At 68.0% G+C, this 16705-nt stretch carries 17 protein-coding genes; 6 read left to right on the plus strand and 11 right to left on the minus strand.

Translation table 11 applies throughout. The annotated features are described in order from the left end of the window. The first annotated feature begins 21 nt into the window (after positions 1-21). On the plus strand, positions 22-243 hold the full coding sequence (locus SK854_RS03845) for a hypothetical protein (protein ID WP_319973537.1): 222 nt from the start codon (positions 22-24) through the stop codon (positions 241-243). On the opposite strand, the gene SK854_RS03850 is transcribed toward SK854_RS03845, so the two are convergent. From SK854_RS03850 to SK854_RS03860, 3 genes are all read right to left on the minus strand, one after another. Continuing rightward, positions 230-3130 (minus strand): ATP-binding protein, encoded by a 2901-nt coding sequence (locus tag SK854_RS03850; RefSeq protein ID WP_319973538.1) that lies wholly within the window; start codon positions 3128-3130, stop codon positions 230-232. The genes SK854_RS03845 and SK854_RS03850 overlap by 14 nt on opposite strands. A gap of 6 nt (positions 3131-3136) precedes the next feature. Continuing rightward, complete coding sequence (locus SK854_RS03855; protein WP_319973539.1) at positions 3137-3541, minus strand: hypothetical protein; 405 nt, start codon at positions 3539-3541, stop codon at positions 3137-3139. Between the two features lie 458 nt (positions 3542-3999). Next, positions 4000-4638: a TetR family transcriptional regulator gene (locus SK854_RS03860; protein WP_319973540.1), complete on the minus strand. Its 639-nt coding sequence runs from the start codon at positions 4636-4638 to the stop codon at positions 4000-4002. 74 nt (positions 4639-4712) lie between these two features. On the opposite strand from SK854_RS03860, the gene SK854_RS03865 reads away from it, so the two are divergent. Continuing rightward, positions 4713-5921, plus strand: a complete 1209-nt coding sequence (locus SK854_RS03865) for a cytochrome P450 (RefSeq protein ID WP_319973541.1) — start codon at positions 4713-4715, stop codon at positions 5919-5921. Between the two features lie 3 nt (positions 5922-5924). Beyond that, positions 5925-6119, plus strand: a complete 195-nt coding sequence (locus tag SK854_RS03870; protein ID WP_319973542.1) for a ferredoxin — start codon at positions 5925-5927, stop codon at positions 6117-6119. A 2-nt stretch (positions 6120-6121) separates the two neighbouring features. Here the strand turns inward: SK854_RS03870 and SK854_RS03875 are convergent, their stop codons facing one another. Together SK854_RS03875 and SK854_RS03880 are read right to left on the minus strand one after the other, a co-directional pair. Further along, positions 6122-6595, minus strand: coding sequence for a cupin domain-containing protein (locus SK854_RS03875; protein ID WP_319973543.1), 474 nt, complete (start codon positions 6593-6595; stop codon positions 6122-6124). Positions 6596-6661: 66 nt separating this feature from the next. Then, positions 6662-8224 (minus strand): serine/threonine-protein kinase, encoded by a 1563-nt coding sequence (locus SK854_RS03880; RefSeq protein WP_319973544.1) that lies wholly within the window; start codon positions 8222-8224, stop codon positions 6662-6664. Between the two features lie 93 nt (positions 8225-8317). Here SK854_RS03880 and SK854_RS03885 point away from each other — a divergent pair, with 93 nt between their 5' ends. After that, entirely contained in the window at positions 8318-9793 is a 1476-nt protein-coding gene (locus SK854_RS03885; RefSeq protein ID WP_319973545.1) for a tannase/feruloyl esterase family alpha/beta hydrolase, read from the plus strand. A 51-nt stretch (positions 9794-9844) separates the two neighbouring features. Here the strand turns inward: SK854_RS03885 and SK854_RS03890 are convergent, their stop codons facing one another. Continuing rightward, on the minus strand, positions 9845-10252 hold the full coding sequence (locus tag SK854_RS03890) for a winged helix-turn-helix transcriptional regulator (RefSeq protein ID WP_319973546.1): 408 nt from the start codon (positions 10250-10252) through the stop codon (positions 9845-9847). Positions 10253-10280: 28 nt separating this feature from the next. Here SK854_RS03890 and SK854_RS03895 point away from each other — a divergent pair, with 28 nt between their 5' ends. Beyond that, the gene (locus SK854_RS03895; RefSeq protein ID WP_319973547.1) at positions 10281-10838 is read left to right on the plus strand and encodes a hypothetical protein; all 558 of its coding nucleotides are present in this window, start codon (positions 10281-10283) and stop codon (positions 10836-10838) included. 6 nt (positions 10839-10844) lie between these two features. On the opposite strand, the gene SK854_RS03900 is transcribed toward SK854_RS03895, so the two are convergent. Genes SK854_RS03900 through SK854_RS03910 form a run of 3 tightly spaced genes read right to left on the minus strand, consistent with a single transcriptional unit; the run spans position 10845 to position 12496 of the window. Further along, a complete protein-coding gene (locus tag SK854_RS03900) occupies positions 10845-11699 on the minus strand; it encodes an alpha/beta hydrolase family protein (RefSeq protein ID WP_319973548.1) in 855 nt (284 codons plus the stop codon). Then, positions 11696-11986 carry an antibiotic biosynthesis monooxygenase gene (locus SK854_RS03905; RefSeq protein ID WP_319973549.1) on the minus strand — a complete coding sequence of 97 codons (291 nt, stop codon included), beginning with the start codon at positions 11984-11986 and terminating at the stop codon, positions 11696-11698. Before SK854_RS03905 ends, SK854_RS03900 begins: the two co-directional genes overlap by 4 nt. Before the next feature lie 39 nt (positions 11987-12025). Then, positions 12026-12496, minus strand: coding sequence for a MarR family winged helix-turn-helix transcriptional regulator (locus SK854_RS03910; RefSeq protein WP_319973550.1), 471 nt, complete (start codon positions 12494-12496; stop codon positions 12026-12028). Between the two features lie 222 nt (positions 12497-12718). Here SK854_RS03910 and SK854_RS03915 point away from each other — a divergent pair, with 222 nt between their 5' ends. Continuing rightward, positions 12719-13543, plus strand: a complete 825-nt coding sequence (locus SK854_RS03915) for an alpha/beta fold hydrolase (protein ID WP_319973551.1) — start codon at positions 12719-12721, stop codon at positions 13541-13543. A 39-nt stretch (positions 13544-13582) separates the two neighbouring features. On the opposite strand, the gene SK854_RS03920 is transcribed toward SK854_RS03915, so the two are convergent. Both SK854_RS03920 and SK854_RS03925 read right to left on the minus strand, forming a co-directional pair. Further along, entirely contained in the window at positions 13583-15613 is a 2031-nt protein-coding gene (locus SK854_RS03920; RefSeq protein ID WP_319973552.1) for a hypothetical protein, read from the minus strand. Continuing rightward, complete coding sequence (locus SK854_RS03925) at positions 15610-16494, minus strand: 5'-methylthioadenosine/S-adenosylhomocysteine nucleosidase family protein (protein WP_319973553.1); 885 nt, start codon at positions 16492-16494, stop codon at positions 15610-15612. The genes SK854_RS03920 and SK854_RS03925 overlap by 4 nt, the downstream gene beginning before the upstream one ends. Positions 16495-16705: the final 211 nt, after the last annotated feature.

Here is a 16705-nt window from a genome sequence, read left to right on the forward strand (position 1 = left end):
CCCACCACCGCCGTGTTGCTCGTGCTGACCGTCGTCGCCCTGGTGACCGACGCGCTGCGGCCGCTCGGCTGGCAGGAAATCGAGTACGTCGCCGTGTTCTTCTTCATCGCGCTCGGCTCCGCGATCGCCGGCCCTGTCGTCAGCAAGGCCACACCGGAGCCGTGGCGCCCCGCCGGCTCCGGGATGCGATGCCGCGGCCTTGATTCCAGGAGCGCGATGTCTGGACCAACTACTCTGAAGTAGTTGGTCCAGACAGGTTGCGCAACCGGACAAGAACATCAGGAAGAACCTTCGCCGCCTCTGCCGCAAGTTCGGGAGCCCGCCCGAGCAATGACAGCAGCGCATCCCACAACGACTCGTAACCCACCGGCTGGTCCCGCAGTCGTACGAGGGCCGCGGGCAGGATCAGCGGCACCATTTCGGCCAGTTCGGCGCCCTTGCCCAGCAGCGAGAGCAGCGCACTCCACACCGACTCATTGCTCTCCGGCCGCTCCCGCAACCAGGCGAGCGCTTCGGGCACGACGGTCGTCGCCAGTTCGGGGACGCGCCCCAGCGACGAGATCATCGCGGCCCAGGTCGACTCGTTACCTTCCGGGTGATCCCACAACCACGCGATGACCTCCGACGCGATGCTCGCCATCAGGTCCTCCGACTCGGGCACACGCCCGAGCAGGGAGATCAGCGCACTCCACACCGATTCATTTCTCTCCGGCCGCTCCCGCAGCCAGGCAAGCACCTCCGGTACGACCTTGTCGACCTGCTCGGCCAGCACGGGCAAACGCCACAGGAGCGTCACCAACGCAGCCCAGGCGGACTCATTGCTCTCCGGCCGCTGCCGCAACCAGGCGAGAATCTCCGGCACCATTCCCGGCGCCAGCTCAGCCAGCTCACGACTTCGCCCCAGAGCTATCAACAGCGCATTCCATGCCCACTCGTTGCCTTCGGGACGCTCCCGCAGCACCACCCAGGCCCGCTGTACCAACTCACCTGCGACTTCGAGTGAACCTAGGCGACCAAGTGTCGCGAGGAACGATGCCCACGATCTTTCGTTCCTCTCCGCCCGAGTCGACAGCACCTCGAACAGCTGACGCAGGATCAACTCGGTTCTCTCTGCGTACCGCTCGTCCGCAGAGCTCGCAACGGCCAGCAGGGCCATCAAAACGCTGCGGTTGAGCTGAGCCGTGGTGGACATCCAATCAAGGACGTCGCTGATCAGCCGGGTGCTTTCGTCATCGTCCAGCAGCCCGTTGACTTCGATCAGCCGCATCAGCGCCTTGAAAACGAGGCCTGTACGGGCCGAGCTCTCGTCTGCGACGAGGTGTTCGTCCAGCCAGCTGTACACGGGCTCCAGGAGCTCGACGGCTTCGGCAGACGGACGGTTCTCGAGCAACCACGCCACCTGCAACGGGTCCGGAGTCCACGGCAGCTCACCGCGTAACGCTCGTGTGAGCCGCTCGGCAATGACCTCTCGCAGGTTTTCCGAACGTCCGGCAACCTCGATCGACTCCATCGGTCCGGCCGACAGGTCGGCGAACGTCAACGTCCACGGAAGACGGTTCTCAACCAGAACCTTGCGATCCTGAAGCTGCGTCGGGCCGGACGCCAGCCGGAACAGCTGCCAGGCGGCAAGCCAACTCTGGCTCCCTTCCGCGTTCAAACATCTGCGCATGACGGGGCGGAAGGTCAGTCGTGCAGCTCGCGACGGCTGCAGCGTTCGCACCAATGAGCACAGCGATTTCGTCTCCATCGTCCCGGCAACAACAGCCGCCCCCCAGACCCGGGAGAACCGCGAGGCCAACGAGACCACCTGGTTCTTCTCCTGTGCGAGGATCAGTTCCGCCAGCTGCGGGGCGGATTCCGGCACCCGTACAGAGGCATCGAGCACGCCCCCTTCGACGTCGAGACCGCGCACCGGTCGGCGGCGCCACGCCTCCCGCGCAACCAGGGCGTGCGTGGAGCCGATGAGCCTGACGTCAGAGAACCCACGATCTGCTGTGTGCACCGAAAAAACGCGCCAGCCGTCACTTGTCACCAAATCCTGCAGCTCGTGTGACAGGTAGCTCGGCAGGCGCTCAGCCAGGACGTTGGAGAGGAACTCGTGGAGCAGGACCTCCGGGCACAACACGTCGTTGCCGTGGAAATAGCACACCACCGCGAAGGCGACGACCTGCCACGGCAGGTGACGAACATCGACGGCCGGGTCCACGGGAACGCCACCGTTCAGGGTGGTCCAGATCCGGCGGATGATGTCACCGAACGATTCGCCGGTCGCCGCCTCCATCGCCACGACCAGGAGGTCTTCGTCGTCGCTGAGGGAAGCGGGCTGGTCGCGGTCGTACAGCAGGGCCAACTGTTCGCGTTCGGCAACGGACGGTCGCCCGACGACGAAGGATCGTCCGACGACCTGGCCTTCGAACAGCCAATGAGCGAACCTCTGGTACAGGAAGTCCGGGCTCGCGACGAGGACCGCCACCCCGCGATGCTGGGGCCGCCCGAGCCGCCGCAACAGGTCGACCCAACCCGAGTTGGCGAAGAACGGATCATCGAGCAGCATCAGCACAGGTGTGCCCTGTGCGGCGAGCTGATCCAGCGCACGGATGTATGAGGCAGCCTCTGAGTCGGTGACACGACCAGTCTTCACACCGAAGTCGGCGATGACGCAAGCGCCGGACAATGCCAGCATCGCGGCCGCGCGCCGGACGAGCGTTGTCTTACCGGATCCCGGCGCGCCGAGGACGACCAGGGAATGCAGCATCCGATCCGTGCCGCGTGCGACGGGTTCCAACAACTCGGTGCGCACCGCTGCAAGCAGTTCCGCAGTCTGGTCCCGTTCGATGAACCGCAGCTCGGCATCGGCACCGTGCACGACATCGGACCAGTCTGGCGCACGGGCGACGTACAGCCTCTTCGGCTGTTGGGCTTGATCCTCCAGGTACTTCCGGTCAACGACCAGGAACGGCAGGAATGCGGTCTCGGTCAGCAGCTCGTTGAGTCCGGTTTCACCATTCGCGACGATATTGTACTGGATATTCCTGTTTCCCAGCTGCAAGCCAGAGTTGTCGTGCACCTCCAGCTCACTGCCGCTCGAATCAATGGCTCTCTCGGAATCCGGCGAACGATGTTGCGTCATGGCGCATCAGGAGCCGAAAGAGTTCGTCTGCGTGTTGTGGTCGCCCACCTGAACACCCTTGTTGTCCTGCACGACCATGTTCGCGTATTTTCCGGCGGCCGCGCCTTCCGGATCGACGAGCGTCAGCACCCTCTGCGCCGCGGTCACCAGCTCCGCGTCGACCTCCACCTCGGAAGATGACAGCGCCTGCTTCAGCTCCGCACGATGCGCCTCCGGCGCGGCCAGTTCCATCTCCAGTCCGGCGCGCTCTTCCTCATCCGCATCTGCTGGCGAGTGCCCCAATGCCTTGCGCGTCAGCGATTTCAACCCCTCGTACGCGTCGCGTACCGCAGCTGTTGCCACCTCTCCCGTGCCGGCCGCCGCCCCGGCCACCAGCGCCGCCACCACCAGATCCACCGACTCCAGCAACACGCACCCACCCATCTACGTTTTCCGTTGACCGACACATCGCGCGGCAACCAAATGGCATTACCGAACGTGACAACACGAATGCTCGAACCACTCGATCGGCCTAGAGAGTGTCTGGTGGGTCGGTCTTGAGTCAGATGACCACGGCGAGGTGTGACCGAGAGGTCGTGTAGTGGCGAGTGGCCACGACAATGCTTGAGACGATTAGTGCACCGCTCGCGACTTTGCGGCGCAGGTCTTGTCCATCAGGACCGATCCGGCCGGTTCCGCCAAGTCCGGGCCGCGTACCGTCGCAATGGATGCCGGACACGACCTCTTCGAATCGTGGCACATCTCCATGCTCATCCTGCTGTGATACCGGCCGAGCACACGACTGCGGCGACATCGCCCCGCCGTCCTGTCACAGACGGGGCGGTCATACCCCCGACTGCCACGGACGCCCCAGCCGCACACAGGGCCAGCTACAGCATCCGTGACAGGCCGCGCAGCGCGGCGGCGATCTGCTCGCGGTGCCCGTCCAGCGTCTCCCTCGTGACGCCGTCGGCCGCGGCCGTCGCGACGTCGTCCGTGGCGATCTTGAGCACCGCGCTCATGGCGGCGGCCTGCACGCGGACCTCGATGGCGTCGCGCGCCAGGCCCGCGCGTTGGGCGAGCACCTCGCCCAGCGCGTCCTCCGCTCGTTCGCGCAGCATCAGGTAAGCGGCGCGCAACGCACGTTCGCCGTGGGTCAGCCGCACGACGGCCAGTACCGCCTCGATGTCCTCGTCGGTGGCCGCGTCCAGCAGCGGGCTGTAGGCCTCGCGCAGGTGGTCGATCAGTTCGAGTTCGCGCGGCCAGTCGTGCAGCACCGCGCAGAAGGCGTCGACCATCTTGGTGAGCAGCGGTTCGACGCAGCTCTCCTTGTGCGGGAAGTAGCGCCAGAACGTGCGTTCGGAGACTCCCGCGGCCTGCGCGATCTGCTCGCCCGAGGTGGCGGCGACGCCCTGGCCGGCGAACAACCGGACCGCGTGGCGCGAGATGTCGAGGCGCTGACGTTGACGTTGCTCGTCGCTGACCGGCGGCCTGCCCCGGCGAGGCTTTTCTGTCACAACGTCCGTCATCGGGCGATTTAAGCACGTCACCCGACCAGGAACATTTATTGGCACCATCTGCCAATAAGCGCTACGGTCGGTGCATGAGCATTGACGCAGAGCGCCTGAAGCTGCCGCTGGCCAGGCCGAACGTCCTCGATCTCGCTCCGCTCTACGAGGTGCTGCGACGCGAGGCGCCGATCGCGCCCGTGACGACACCGGCCGGCGACCCCGCCTGGCTCGTGACGCGGTACGAGGAGGTCCGCCTCCTGCTGGGCGACAAGCGCTTCGGCCGGTCGCACCCGGAACCGGAGAAGGCCTCCCGCATCTCGACCGCCGCCGTCCAGGACGGTCCGACCGGCGAGTACGCGACCGAGGAGGCCGACCACACGCGCATGCGGCGACTGCTGACGCCGGCGTTCTCCGCCAAGCGGATGCGCATGCTGGGCGACAACATGGAAGAACTGGTCGACGCCTGCATCGACGAGCTGATCGCCGAGCACGAGCGGACCGGCGTGGTGGATCTGCACCACGGCCTCGCGTTCCCGTTGCCCGTGGCCATGATCTGCCGGCTGCTCGGCGTGCCGGAGGAGGACAACGAGAAGTTCGCGTCGCTGTCCGAACGCATGGCGGGCACGGAGATCGGCGAGGAGGCGCACAAGGCGCGCGAGGAGTTCTTCCACTACATGGTCGGGCTCGTCGAGGCCAAGCGCGGGCAGCTCGGCGAGGACGTGATCTCCGACCTCGTGCGCGCCCAGGCCGAGGACGCGGCGTACGACTACGTGCAGATGGTCCGGCTCTGCGTCGGACTGTTGTTCGCGGGCCACGAGACCACCGTCAACCGCATCGGCCTCGGCGTGCTGTTCCTGCTCACCGACCGCTCGCGCTGGGACGCACTCGTCGCCGACCCGGACGGTCGCGTGGACGCGGTGGTCGAGGAGGTCATGCGCCTCGGCGCGCCCGGCGATCTGGGCCTGCTGCGGTACGCGCGGGAGGACGTCGACATCGCGGGCGTGACCATTCAGGCCGGTGACGCGCTGGTCCTCTCGATCAACGCGGCCAACCGCGACGCCTCGGTGTACTCCGAGGCCGAGGAGTTCAACCCGGACCGTCCAGAAAGGACACACCTCGGCTTCGGCCACGGCGCCCACTTCTGCATCGGCGCCTCCCTGGCCCGCACCGAACTGCGCGTGGTGTTCGCCGCGCTGGCCAAGCGCCTGCCGTCGATGAGGCTCGCCAAGGACCTCGATCAGCTGCAGGTCCGCGCGACGCTCACCGGTGGCGTCGCCGAGCTGCCCGTGACCTGGAGGTAGGCCGTGAAGGTAGTGGTGGATCAGGGGAAGTGCGTCGGCGCCGGGCAGTGCGTGCTGGCCGCGGACGACGTGTTCGACCAGCGCGACGACGACGGTCTGGTGGACCTGCTGGACGCCAGCCCGCCGTCGGAGCGCCTCGCTGACGTGCGGCACGCGGCAGCCGTGTGCCCGGCGTCGGCGATCGCCGTGGAGGACTGACCTCAGTTCTCCACGAAGTACGAGTCGTGCTCGTCGAGGAACGCGGCGCGGTCGGCCGCCGCGACCTCGCCGAGCCGCTCGAAGTACTCCTCGCGCGGCGCACCGGGCGTGAACAGCAGCAACATCTCGGCCGGTGCGTCGGAGTCGTTGCGGAAGGCGTGCAACCCGCCTTGCGGAACGTGCAGGAAGTCGCCCTCCCCCGCCTCGACCCACTTGTCGCCGTTGTACAGGCGCACGGTGCCGTTGAGGATGAAGAACGACTCGGAGATCCGCCGGTGGAAGTGCGTCGCCGGACCTCCCGCCTTCGGCCTCATCACGACCCGGTACAGGCCGAACTCGCCGCGTGTGGTCTCGGTGGTCGCGAGGTAGTGGATGCCGCTGTCGGGCACACCGTTGTCGATCGGGGTGCTCGCGGGCCGGTAGCGCGCGCTCACCTCGCCGGCTTCTCCGAAGTAGACCTTCTCGGGGTAGGACATGGTGTTCATCCCTTGCTCATGGGTGTCTGCTCCAGAAAGACCGGATTGCCCACGAGAATGTGACAGCTACTGCTTCATCAGCGGCTCGACCAGCTTCGAGCCGTCCGCCTTGCCCACGAAGCAGTGGATGAGACGACTCGAACTGCGGTACCCGTTCTCCGTCTTGACCTTCCACGCCTCGGCGGTCGGGATGATCACCCAGTACCGCAGGGTCTTCTCCTTGTCCTGACCGGTCACCTTGTCCGACAGGAACGTGCGCGTGCACCCGGTGCCGCCGAGCTTGGTGAGCTGCTCGGCACCGGGGTACGGCACGTCCTTCTCGATCTCGGTGCTGGCGAGCACGGTGTCGAGCAGTTCGACGTCGTGCTCGGCGTAGCAGCCGACGCGGTCCTTGGTCTGGATCTTCGGGGCGTCCTTCGCGGGCAGCCAGGTGAGGCACGAGTTGCGGAACGCCATCAGGGTGTCGCCCTTGATGTCGCCGTCCGGGCCGAGGGTCAGGACCGGTTGCATCGCGGCGGTGCTCGCCGGGCCGTCCGGCACGCCCAGGCCCATGTTCGTGAACATCGGCTTGAACACGGTGAAGTACAACAGGACCAGCGCGCCGACGAGGAACAGCGGGATCAGCGTCGCCGAGAGGATCAGTCCGACCGGGCGCTTCCGGCGCGGGGGAACGGGAAAGGCCGGGGCCGGGGCGAACTGGCCGATGACCACGGGGCCTGACGTAGGTGCGGCACCGGACAATGCCGCGACGTCCACCTTCAGCGTCGGAACGGCCATGGTCAGGTTGCTGTCCACGGCGGGCGGCCTGGTCGGGTAGGGCTCCGCGACGGCGAGCGCGCGGTCGATCAGCCGATGTGCTTGGGCGACGCCGATTCTGCGTGCGGGATCGGGTTCCATCAGGCCGGTGATCAGCTCGCCGAGCGGACCCGTGACCCCGGGCACCGGCCGTTCGCTCATCACCGCGAGGATCGTGGCCGAGGTGGTCGCGCGGTCGAACGCGCCGCGTCCCTCCACCGCGAAGAACAGCGTCGCCCCCAACGCCCACAGGTCCCAGGCGGGCGAGGCCTCGCCGCCCGCGAGACGTTCCGGGGACATGTAGGCGGGCGAGCCGATCAACGTGCCGGTCGCGGTCAGCCGGGGATCGTCGACGGACTGGGCGATGCCGAAGTCGGTGAGCTTCGCGGTACCCCTGCCGGGCACCATCACGTTGCCGGGCTTGACGTCCCGGTGCACGACGCCGGAGAAGTGCGCCGCCTCCAACGCGTTCAGCAGCTGACCCGCGAGCATCGCCGCCGCGCGGGCGCTGAGCGGTCCGGAGCTTTCGACCAGGGACTCCAGCGTCGGAGCGTTGATCAGCTCCATCACGATGAACGTCTGGTCGTCCTCGGAGATGAGGTCGTAGACGGTGACCACGGCCGGGTCCTGAAGTTGCGAGGCGATGCGTGCCTCGCGCAGCACGCGTTCCTGGTACACAGCGCGTTCCTGAGCCGGCACACCCACGGGCAGAAGCAGTTCCTTCACGGCGACGTCGCGGCCGAGGACGGTGTCCTTTCCGAGCCACACGGCCCCCATGCCACCCCGGCCCAGCTCGCGTTCCAGCCGGTAGCGTCTGTTGCCCACCTCGCGCATGCGCGGCAGTCTTTCACCCGGTCCAGTGACGTACACGAGCAGCGTCACCTGACGGGCGCGACGGGCCGGAGGCCCCGCTTAACGTCGCGCGGCGTGAGACGACTGACGAAGCTGTTGGCTACAACGCTGCTCCTGACCGGGCTGGCGCCCCTCGCGCCGGCATCGGCGAGCACCCCGAACTGCACGACGGTCGCGGTCACCGCCCCCGCCGGTGCGAAGATCGAATCCGTGGACGCCGTGAGCCGTCCCGAGCACTGCGAGATCACCGTGGCACTCACGCACGCCGACGACCACGTGAAGGTCGTCGTCGGTCTCCCGCTGACCGGCTGGACGGGCCGGCTGCAGGGCGTCGGTGGCAGCGCGTACGCCGCGGGTGACACCGGCGCGCCGTTCACCCAGGCCGTGAAGGACGGCTACGCGGCCGTGACGACCGACGCGGGCGTGCTGGACGGCCTCAACACGAGCTGGGCGCTCAAGAACGGCGAGATCGACCGCACGCTGCTGACCAACTTCGCCACGCGGTCGGTGCACGAGGCGGCCGTGATCGCGAAGCAGGTCGTGCGCAAGCACTACCAGCGTTCGGTCAGCTACTCCTACTGGAACGGCTGTTCGACCGGCGGCCGCCAGGGGTACGCGGAGGCGCAGCGCTTCCCGGACGACTACGACGGCGTCCTCGCCAACGCTCCCGCCGTGAACTGGTCCCAGTTCGCCGTCGCGACGCTGTGGCCGCAGGTCGTGCAGGGCAACGACGGGCACGTCGTCGGCAACTGCGTGCTGCAGGCGTTCCAGAAGGCCGCCGTCGAGGCGTGCGACGCGCAGGACGGTGTCACGAACGGCATCGTCGACCGGCCGGACCGCTGCGGCTACGACCCGCGTCAGCTCATCGGCGCGAAGATCCTGTGCGAGGGCAACGAGGTCACGGTGTCCAAGGCCGACGCCGACGTCATGCGCAAGATCTGGGACGGGCCTACGGACGAACGCGGCCGCACCCTCTGGCCAGGTCTGCCGAAGGGCGCCGACCCGGTCTGGCTGGCGGGCACGATTCCGGGCTTCCCCAGCTTCGGTTTCCCCGTCGCCGCGCAGTGGGTGCAGAGCTTTCTGCTCAAGCAGCCCGGTTTCGACACCTCGAAGCTCACCTACGCCCAGTACCGCGACCTGTTCCGGCAGTCGGTTCGCGAGTTCGACGGCGTCATCGGCACCTCGGACCCCGACCTGTCGGCGTTCCGGCGCTCGGGCGGCAAGCTGATCACGTTCGTCGGCACCAACGACCAGCTGATCCCGCCCGGCGGCACGCTGCGGTACCGCGACCAGGTCGAGCGGCACATGGGATACGTGAACGACTTCTACCGCCTGTTCACCGCGCCCGGCGTCGACCACTGCTTCGGCGGCAACGGCCCGCAGCCCACGAACGCACTGGGCCAGCTCGTCGACTGGGTCGAGCGCGGCAAGGCTCCCGCGACGTTGACCGCCGCCACGGCTGACTCGACCCGCAACCTGTGCGCGTACCCGAAGACCTCGCGGTACGTCCACGGCGACCCGAAGGCGGCTTCCAGCTACCGCTGCGTCTAGGTCGTACCGGCCGTTCGGGACGGCGGCGGAGTTCGTCGCCGTCCCCGGTCGTCATCGACCTCTGAGCGAACCGCCGCAGCTCATCGCGGCGGTCGGCGCGGCCTCGCCGTGAGTGCGCAAGAGATGCGTCTCACCCCACACCCGGACCCCTTCGACGACGGGCAGAACCGTTTCCCCGTAAGGCGTGAGCCGGTAGATGACCGGCGCCGGAACGGGTCCGGTCTCCACGCGTTCGACGAGTCCGTCTGCTTCGAGCTCGCGCAGTTGCTCGGCCAGCACCTTGGGCGTGATCGGCGCGCCGCGGCGGCGCAGCCCGGCGAAGTGGGACTCCCCGTGAGCCAGCCAGTAGAGCAGGGTCAGCTTCCACTTCCCGCCGATCGCGGCGAACGCGGCGGCCATCGGGCAGCCGGGCAGCGGGTTGGGGCGCGAGGGGTTACCCGCAGGTGCCTTCTTGTCCATGGCCGCACTCCGCTCGGATAGTCAGGCCATGACCTTGCCACACAAGCGAATCCTGATCGCGGTCCTGTCTTTCCTGATGGTGGCCGCGACGGCCGCGTCCGCCTCCGAGACTCAGGCCACCGACGGTCAGCGCGACTTCGACTGGGAGATCGGCAACTGGCGCACCAGCGTGCGCGTGCTCGCCGAACCGCTGTCGGAGTCCGCGGACGAATGGCTCCAGTTCACCGGCACCAGCCTCGTGCGTCCCCTCATGGACCGGCGGGCGAACGTCGTCGAGCTCAAGATCGCGGGCGACAGCGGACGGATCGAGGGCATGAACCTGCGGCTGTTCGAACCGCAGGCGAACCGCTGGAGCCTGAGCTTCGTCAGCCTGCGCGACGGGCTGCTCACGCCTGCGGTGTTCGGCGGGTTCCGCGACGGCGCGGGCGAGTTCTACGGCGACGACCAGCTCGGCGGCCGCCCGATCAAGGTGCGGTTCCTCGTCTTCCGCCAGGGGCAGGACAGGGCCAGGTTCGAACAGGCCTTCTCCGGCGACGGCGGAACGACGTGGGAGACGAACTGGATCGCGGTCGACCGACGGATCTGACCATCGTCAGGAAAGCTTCTCCCCCAACCACTTCCGCGCCACCGTCCACGCGTGCCCGTCGGGTTCGATGACGCTGAAGTGGTCGCCATCAGGCGATTCCACGAACTCCGCCAGCGCGTGCGTCTTCGCGTACGTGCGGCTGAACTCCGCCGGGACCACCTCGTCCGCGGCACCGTGGATCGCGAGCACCGGCACACCGCCGTCCGCCATCTCCACCGGCGACGTGACCGCGTACAGGCCGGGGTCCTCCACCGCCGAGGCCCCGAGCAGCAGCCGCGTCATGCCGTTCCCGACCCCGGCCGCCACGATCGGCCAGGCGCCGGGTTCGGACGGGCCGGGCGCACCCCGCGGCGGCTCGCCGTCGAGGTCGGCGAGCTCGGTGCCGAGCCGAGCGTTGTCGGCGGAGACCAGGTCGAGCACACCAGCGATCGACACCGCGCCCACCAGCCGGACCGCCGGACGCGCGCCGACGACGCCGTCCGCCAGTCCGGCCCGGTGCGCGGTCCACGTCGCGAGGTGACCGCCGGCCGAGTGACCCACGACGGCCACACGCGAAATGTCCAGTGGCGCGTCCAACTCCGCGGCCAGGTCGACGGCACGGGCGACGTCCTCGAACGTGCCCGGCCAGCCGCCACCGGCCTCGCCGACCCGGCGGTACTCGATGCTCCACACCGCGTAGCCCTGCTCGACGAGGTCGGCGATCAGCGGCTGCACGGCCGTGTCGTCCCACATCGCGGCCCACCAGCCGCCGTGGATCATCACGACGACCGGGAACGGGCCGTCACCGGACGGCAGGCGCAACACGCCGTACTGGGACGGTTCGGTGCCGTAAACGATCTTGCGAGACAGCGGGGTCGTCATGCGGAGAGCACGCCTTCCTCTGCCGTGACGAGTGAGTCGATCGCGTCGAAGAACGCCTTGATGCCGGGCCGGTTCGGGCCCTTGCGGCTGGACACCGCGTAGTCCTCCGACGAACGCCACTCGACGATGTCGAGCCATTCGTCGCCGGGCAGCCGCACGAGCCGGGCGGCGAGGAATCCCTCTCGGTCCGCCTCGAAGTCCGCGATCATGGCCGGACGGGCGGCCAGCAGCGCCTCGACCTTCTCGGGCGCCACGCGGAAGCGGGTCAGTTCCACCGAAGTAGTCACGAATTCATGATAGTCATGATCAGTGACTAAATCCAGGAGTCAGTCCCGTGAGGGCTGACTCGTCAGACGCTGGTGTTCGGTGATGTCGGCCAGAATGCGCTTGAAGCGCGTGTACTCGCCCTTGCCGACGCGTTCGGCGTGCCGTTCCTGCATGGCGGCCATGATGTGGTCCGCCGCCCGCATCTGCGCGAGCCCGCGCTCGGTCGGGCAGATCAGCTTCGCCCTGCGGTCGCTCGGGTCCGGCCGCCGTTCGACGTAGCCGAGCGCTTCAAGCTCGTCGATCAACGTGCCGATGATCTGCTTGTGCTGCCCGGAAAGGTGCGCGAGGTCCGTCGCGCGCACCCCTTCCGGATCCAGATAGGCCAGCACCGCGCCATGGCGGTGCTTCAGGTCACCGAACCCCAACTCGGCAAGGGTCTGAAAGAGTTCGCGCTGCACCGCGAACAGCAGGCGCCCCGACAGGACTCCCAGATCGGGGTTCGAGGCGTTGCGTTCCGCGCGGGTGACCATCGGAACACCCTAGCGACGGACCAACACGCGGCCGTTCGGAGCCTCGAACCGGCGGCAGGTCCGCCGTCGTGGCGCCGGCAGCGGTCCAGACCCGCTCGAAGACCGCCTCGTGATCGAGCGTGGTGACCATCACGCCCCCAGGTAGTCACTTATCATGATAGTCACTATATCTTACTACATTGAGGAGTAGCTTCCGAAAGCGACACAGGACGGAGAAACGACATGCCCACGATCACCACCCCCGACGGCGTCGAGATCTTCTACCAGGACTGGGGCACCGGACAGCCGATCGTGTTCAGCCACGGCTGGCCGCTGTCGTCGGACGACTGGGACGCCCAGATGCTGTTCTTCGTGCGACAGGGCTTCCGGGTCATCGCGCACGACCGTCGCGGCCACGGCCGTTCGTCCCACGTCGCCACGGGCCACGACATGGACCACTACGCCGCCGACCTGGCCGCGCTGACCGAGCACCTCGACCTGCACGACGCCGTCCACATCGGACACTCGACGGGTGGCGGCGAGGTCGTGCACTACATCGCGCGACACGGCGAGTCCCGCGTCGCGAAGGCTGCGCTGCTCGCGGCCGTGCCGCCGTTGATGGTGCAGACTCCCGCCAATCCCGGTGGGCTGCCGCTCTCGGTGTTCGAGGACCTGCAGGCTCAGTTGGCCGCCAACCGCTCGGAGTTCTACCTGGCGCTGCCGTCCGGGCCGTTCTACGGGTTCAACCGGGACGGGGTCGAACCTCGCGAGGCCTTGATCCGGAACTGGTGGCGGCAGGGGATGATGGGGTCCGCGCTTGCCCACTACGAGGGGATTGTCGCGTTCTCGCAGACTGACTTCACCGAGGATCTGCGGAAGATCACCGTGCCTGTGCTGGTCATGCACGGGGATGACGACCAGATCGTGCCGATCGCCGACTCCGCGTTGTTGTCGGCGCCGTTGTTGAAGAACGGGACGTTGAAGGTCTACGAGGGCTTCCCGCACGGGATGCCCACCACGCACGCGGACGTGATCAACGCTGATCTACTGGGGTTCATCCGATCCTGACGCGGCTCGGGCCGGGCGCGGTCGCGCCCGGCCTGGTCGTCACTCGTACCACTCGCGGGACCAGCGTTCGCGCCGCTCCTGCTCCCGGTCGATCCAGTCGCTGCCCTCCGCCGCAACCGCCTCCAGAACGGGCAGTGCGGCGTCGATGCCGGAGGTCTGCAGCGCCACGAGGTACAGCTCGGACTCGTCCTCCAGCACGGCGTCGTCGGCGTTGCGGAAGTTCTCCGCGACGACGGTGATGTCCGCGCCGTTGACGAGGGTGAGGCGGAACTTGCGGCTGCGCAGCTTCTCGACCTCCCTGGTGCCGTCACCCTCGCCGCGGGTGGCGCGCAGGCCCACCTCGGTCACGCTGGCGGACGCGAGAGCGTCGTAGCGGAAGAGGTTGCGCCGCTCGTTGCGCGCCTCCGCGGTGAGGAAGTCCAGTTCCACCCTCATTTCGCGCACGCCGCTGCGGGTGAGGAGGAAGATCTGCACCTCGTACTTCGAGTAGCGCGGCGGACCATGGAGCACGCGGGCGCGGTTCGCACCGTTCGCTCCCTCGGTCATGACCACGTGCGTCACGAGGTCATGGGTCGTGAGGTTGTTGCGCCGCACCAGGTCGTTCTTCAGGCAGATCTTGTCCATCGACAGCCAGCGGGCCATCTCGCCGTCGGACGGGCGGTCGGCCATCACCCGCAGCCAGTCCTCGTACCCTTGCGTCTCCGCGGCGAAGATGTGCTCGTCGTGGGCGCGAGCCAGTGCGCTCATCTTCTGCAGGCCACGAATCCGCATGATTCCGTTGACGAGGAAGAAGAAGCCGGGAGCGAGAAAGATGACCGCCGCGATCGCACCGGAGGCGGTCAGCACGACCAGTCCCGCGATGGCGACGCCCATGCCCACGCGGTACAGGAGCGTGTCGCGTTCCGTCGATCGCACGGTGGTCTGGAACAACGCGTTGCTGCTCCAGCCCTCCGCCACCTTGCGGGCGTGCCAGCGGGCCAGCCAGCTCACCCCGCCCGCCGGAACCTGGGCATTGCCGTAGAGGGCCACGAAACGGTGCTTGAGGTGTGCCCGGATGCCCGCGGTGTAGGTGGGCCAGTCTCCGGCGACGTGCGGCCGTGCCTCGGTGAACCGGCTGTCGACGATCCGGTGGATCTCCTGGACGAAGTCGGTCCGCACCCAGTGACCCGGTGACCGTGGCTCTGGCTGGTACGGCGGCGGGGTGACCTGGCTGAGCCGGATCTGCCCCCACATCGTCGCTCCCAGCCGTTGTGCGCCGTGGTGGACCAGGAGAACGCCGCCGCCGGCCACGACCGGGAGTGCGAGAAGGACTCCGGGCAACGACGTGCCCGTGAAGCTGCTGAGCAGGCCGATGACGACGGCGAAACCGCCGAAGACGACCGGAAGCCAATGCCTCTGCTCGGGCCTCGTCTCGGCCGCCACGAACGGGCGCGGCGGCGCGGGTTCCGCTTCGAAGAACTTCCAGGCCCGCTGGACGCGGTTGTTCGACATCCGCTGGGTCACGACGCGGTGTGCGTACGCGCCTTCCAGGCTGGCTTGCGTGACGCCGTCCTGAATCGTGGCCAGGTGCTGGGTGATCTCCTCCTGTCGGTCCGGGGGCAGTGTGCCGAACGCCGCGAGAACGTCGTCCACGTTCTCACCGGGACGATCGGTCGCGGTCTCGCCTCGCACGAGGTGCAACAGGCGCCAGACCACGGTGAAGGCGTCCTGCCACGTGTCGTCCGGGAGCGACTGCGCGATCTTGCGCGCGTCGCGGACGTTCTTGAACAGTTCGCCGCCCACCTCGCCGCACGAACGTCCGCTGACGACGGAAAGTGCGTAGTAGTAGGCCCTTTGTGTGGTGACTTGACCTTCTCGCAACAGGTCACCGAAGAGGCGTTCGGCCTCTCGCGCTACACCGGCGGCGAGGAAGTTGCGGGCGACGTTGTGGCGATGCTCGGGCGGGTCGCCCTGGTTGACGTGGTAGATCGCCTCGACGTGAACGGCCGTGTCGCCGTAGTTCACGGCGTTCTGCTGGCCGACGTTGGCGCCCGGCTGGGCGAAGTTGTGGCTGCCTGGCGGGTAGTTCATCGGTTCTCCCGCGTCACGTTCATGGTGAAGGCACCGTGGTTCACGCCGTTCTGCTGGCCGACCGTGGCGCCTTCCCGCGCGATGTTCCAGTTGCGGATCGGCGGCGAGGGCTTCGCGGACCCGCTCTTCGTGCCGGTGTCCTCGTGGACCGCGGCGGCGAGGGCGACCGCGAAGGCCGCGGCGTTGCGTGCGGCGAGTCGCTGGCTGCCCTGGCCGTCCGTGAAGGACTTGGTGCCGTCCGCGCGGTCGCTGATGCCACGAATGGTCGCCGTGGCGATCCGGCCCGCAAGGTGTGCAGCGAGGGCGAACCCGGCGCTCTCCATCTCGATCGCGACGGCGTCGTTGTAGTTGTGGCGCAGGGCGTTGGCGATCGGCGAGGTCGCGGAGTTCAGCACCACGTCGCCCGCCGCGATCGCCTCGAAGTGCACCTCCGGGGTGGGTGCCTCACCGGGAGGCGCGAGCGGTTCGCACCACGCGCGGTGGCGGCGGACCCGGCGCGCGAGCTGCTCCAGGTCGTGCGAGATCTCCCAGGATCGGGGCCGCACCAGGAACTCGTCGTTCTCGCTCTTGCCGCCGTGGTAGGCGTAGACCTTGGTCGCCACCACGACGTCGCCGATGCCGAGCTTGGCCCGCAGGCCTCCCGCGATCCCGACGAACAGCACGGCGGACGGCGAGAACTCGGCGATCGCGCGCTCGGTGAGCGTGGCGGCGGCCAGCGTTCCCTGTCCAGTCACGCCGAGGGCGATCTGCCGGTCCGGCCGGCCGACGAGCGTGCCGACGTCGAACAACGTGCCCTGGGCGTGCCGGTGCTCGCGGACGTCCACCAGGTGCTCCAGCACCGCTTCCTGCTCGACCGGCAACGCGGTCAGAATCACGATCATCGTTTCACCCCAACACGATCCGCCACAGCGGGTCGTTTATACGCGCGACGAAAGAGCGGAGGGCGAGTCCGCGACACGGCCGGTTCGTTCAGGTGGAGAAGGTGAAGACAGCACCCAGTACGAGTGGGTGTCGTTCGAGGGATCGCGGGGCATCGGCCCGCGGCGCGGAGGAGACTAACCCCGCCGCACGTTTCGCGTCAAACCTTTCGCC

Origin of the sequence: Lentzea sokolovensis (assembly GCF_033949975.1) — a bacterium.
Classification (GTDB): domain Bacteria; phylum Actinomycetota; class Actinomycetes; order Mycobacteriales; family Pseudonocardiaceae; genus Lentzea; species Lentzea sokolovensis.

Bases quoted from the DNA above. Each gene is read 5' to 3' on its own strand.
- SK854_RS03850 (WP_319973538.1), bottom strand. From the start codon at position 3,130: ATGACGCAACATCGTTCGCCGGATTCCGAGAGAGCCATTGATTCGAGC.
- SK854_RS03860 (WP_319973540.1), bottom strand. From the start codon at position 4,638: ATGACGGACGTTGTGACAGAAAAGCCTCGCCGGGGCAGGCCGCCGGTC.
- SK854_RS03865 (WP_319973541.1), top strand. From the start codon at position 4,713: ATGAGCATTGACGCAGAGCGCCTGAAGCTGCCGCTGGCCAGGCCGAAC.
- SK854_RS03875 (WP_319973543.1), bottom strand. From the start codon at position 6,595: ATGTCCTACCCCGAGAAGGTCTACTTCGGAGAAGCCGGCGAGGTGAGC.
- SK854_RS03880 (WP_319973544.1), bottom strand. From the start codon at position 8,224: ATGCGCGAGGTGGGCAACAGACGCTACCGGCTGGAACGCGAGCTGGGC.
- SK854_RS03890 (WP_319973546.1), bottom strand. From the start codon at position 10,252: ATGGACAAGAAGGCACCTGCGGGTAACCCCTCGCGCCCCAACCCGCTG.
- SK854_RS03895 (WP_319973547.1), top strand. From the start codon at position 10,281: ATGACCTTGCCACACAAGCGAATCCTGATCGCGGTCCTGTCTTTCCTG.
- SK854_RS03900 (WP_319973548.1), bottom strand. From the start codon at position 11,699: ATGACGACCCCGCTGTCTCGCAAGATCGTTTACGGCACCGAACCGTCC.
- SK854_RS03910 (WP_319973550.1), bottom strand. From the start codon at position 12,496: ATGGTCACCCGCGCGGAACGCAACGCCTCGAACCCCGATCTGGGAGTC.
- SK854_RS03915 (WP_319973551.1), top strand. From the start codon at position 12,719: ATGCCCACGATCACCACCCCCGACGGCGTCGAGATCTTCTACCAGGAC.
- SK854_RS03920 (WP_319973552.1), bottom strand. From the start codon at position 15,613: ATGAACTACCCGCCAGGCAGCCACAACTTCGCCCAGCCGGGCGCCAAC.
- SK854_RS03925 (WP_319973553.1), bottom strand. From the start codon at position 16,494: ATGATCGTGATTCTGACCGCGTTGCCGGTCGAGCAGGAAGCGGTGCTG.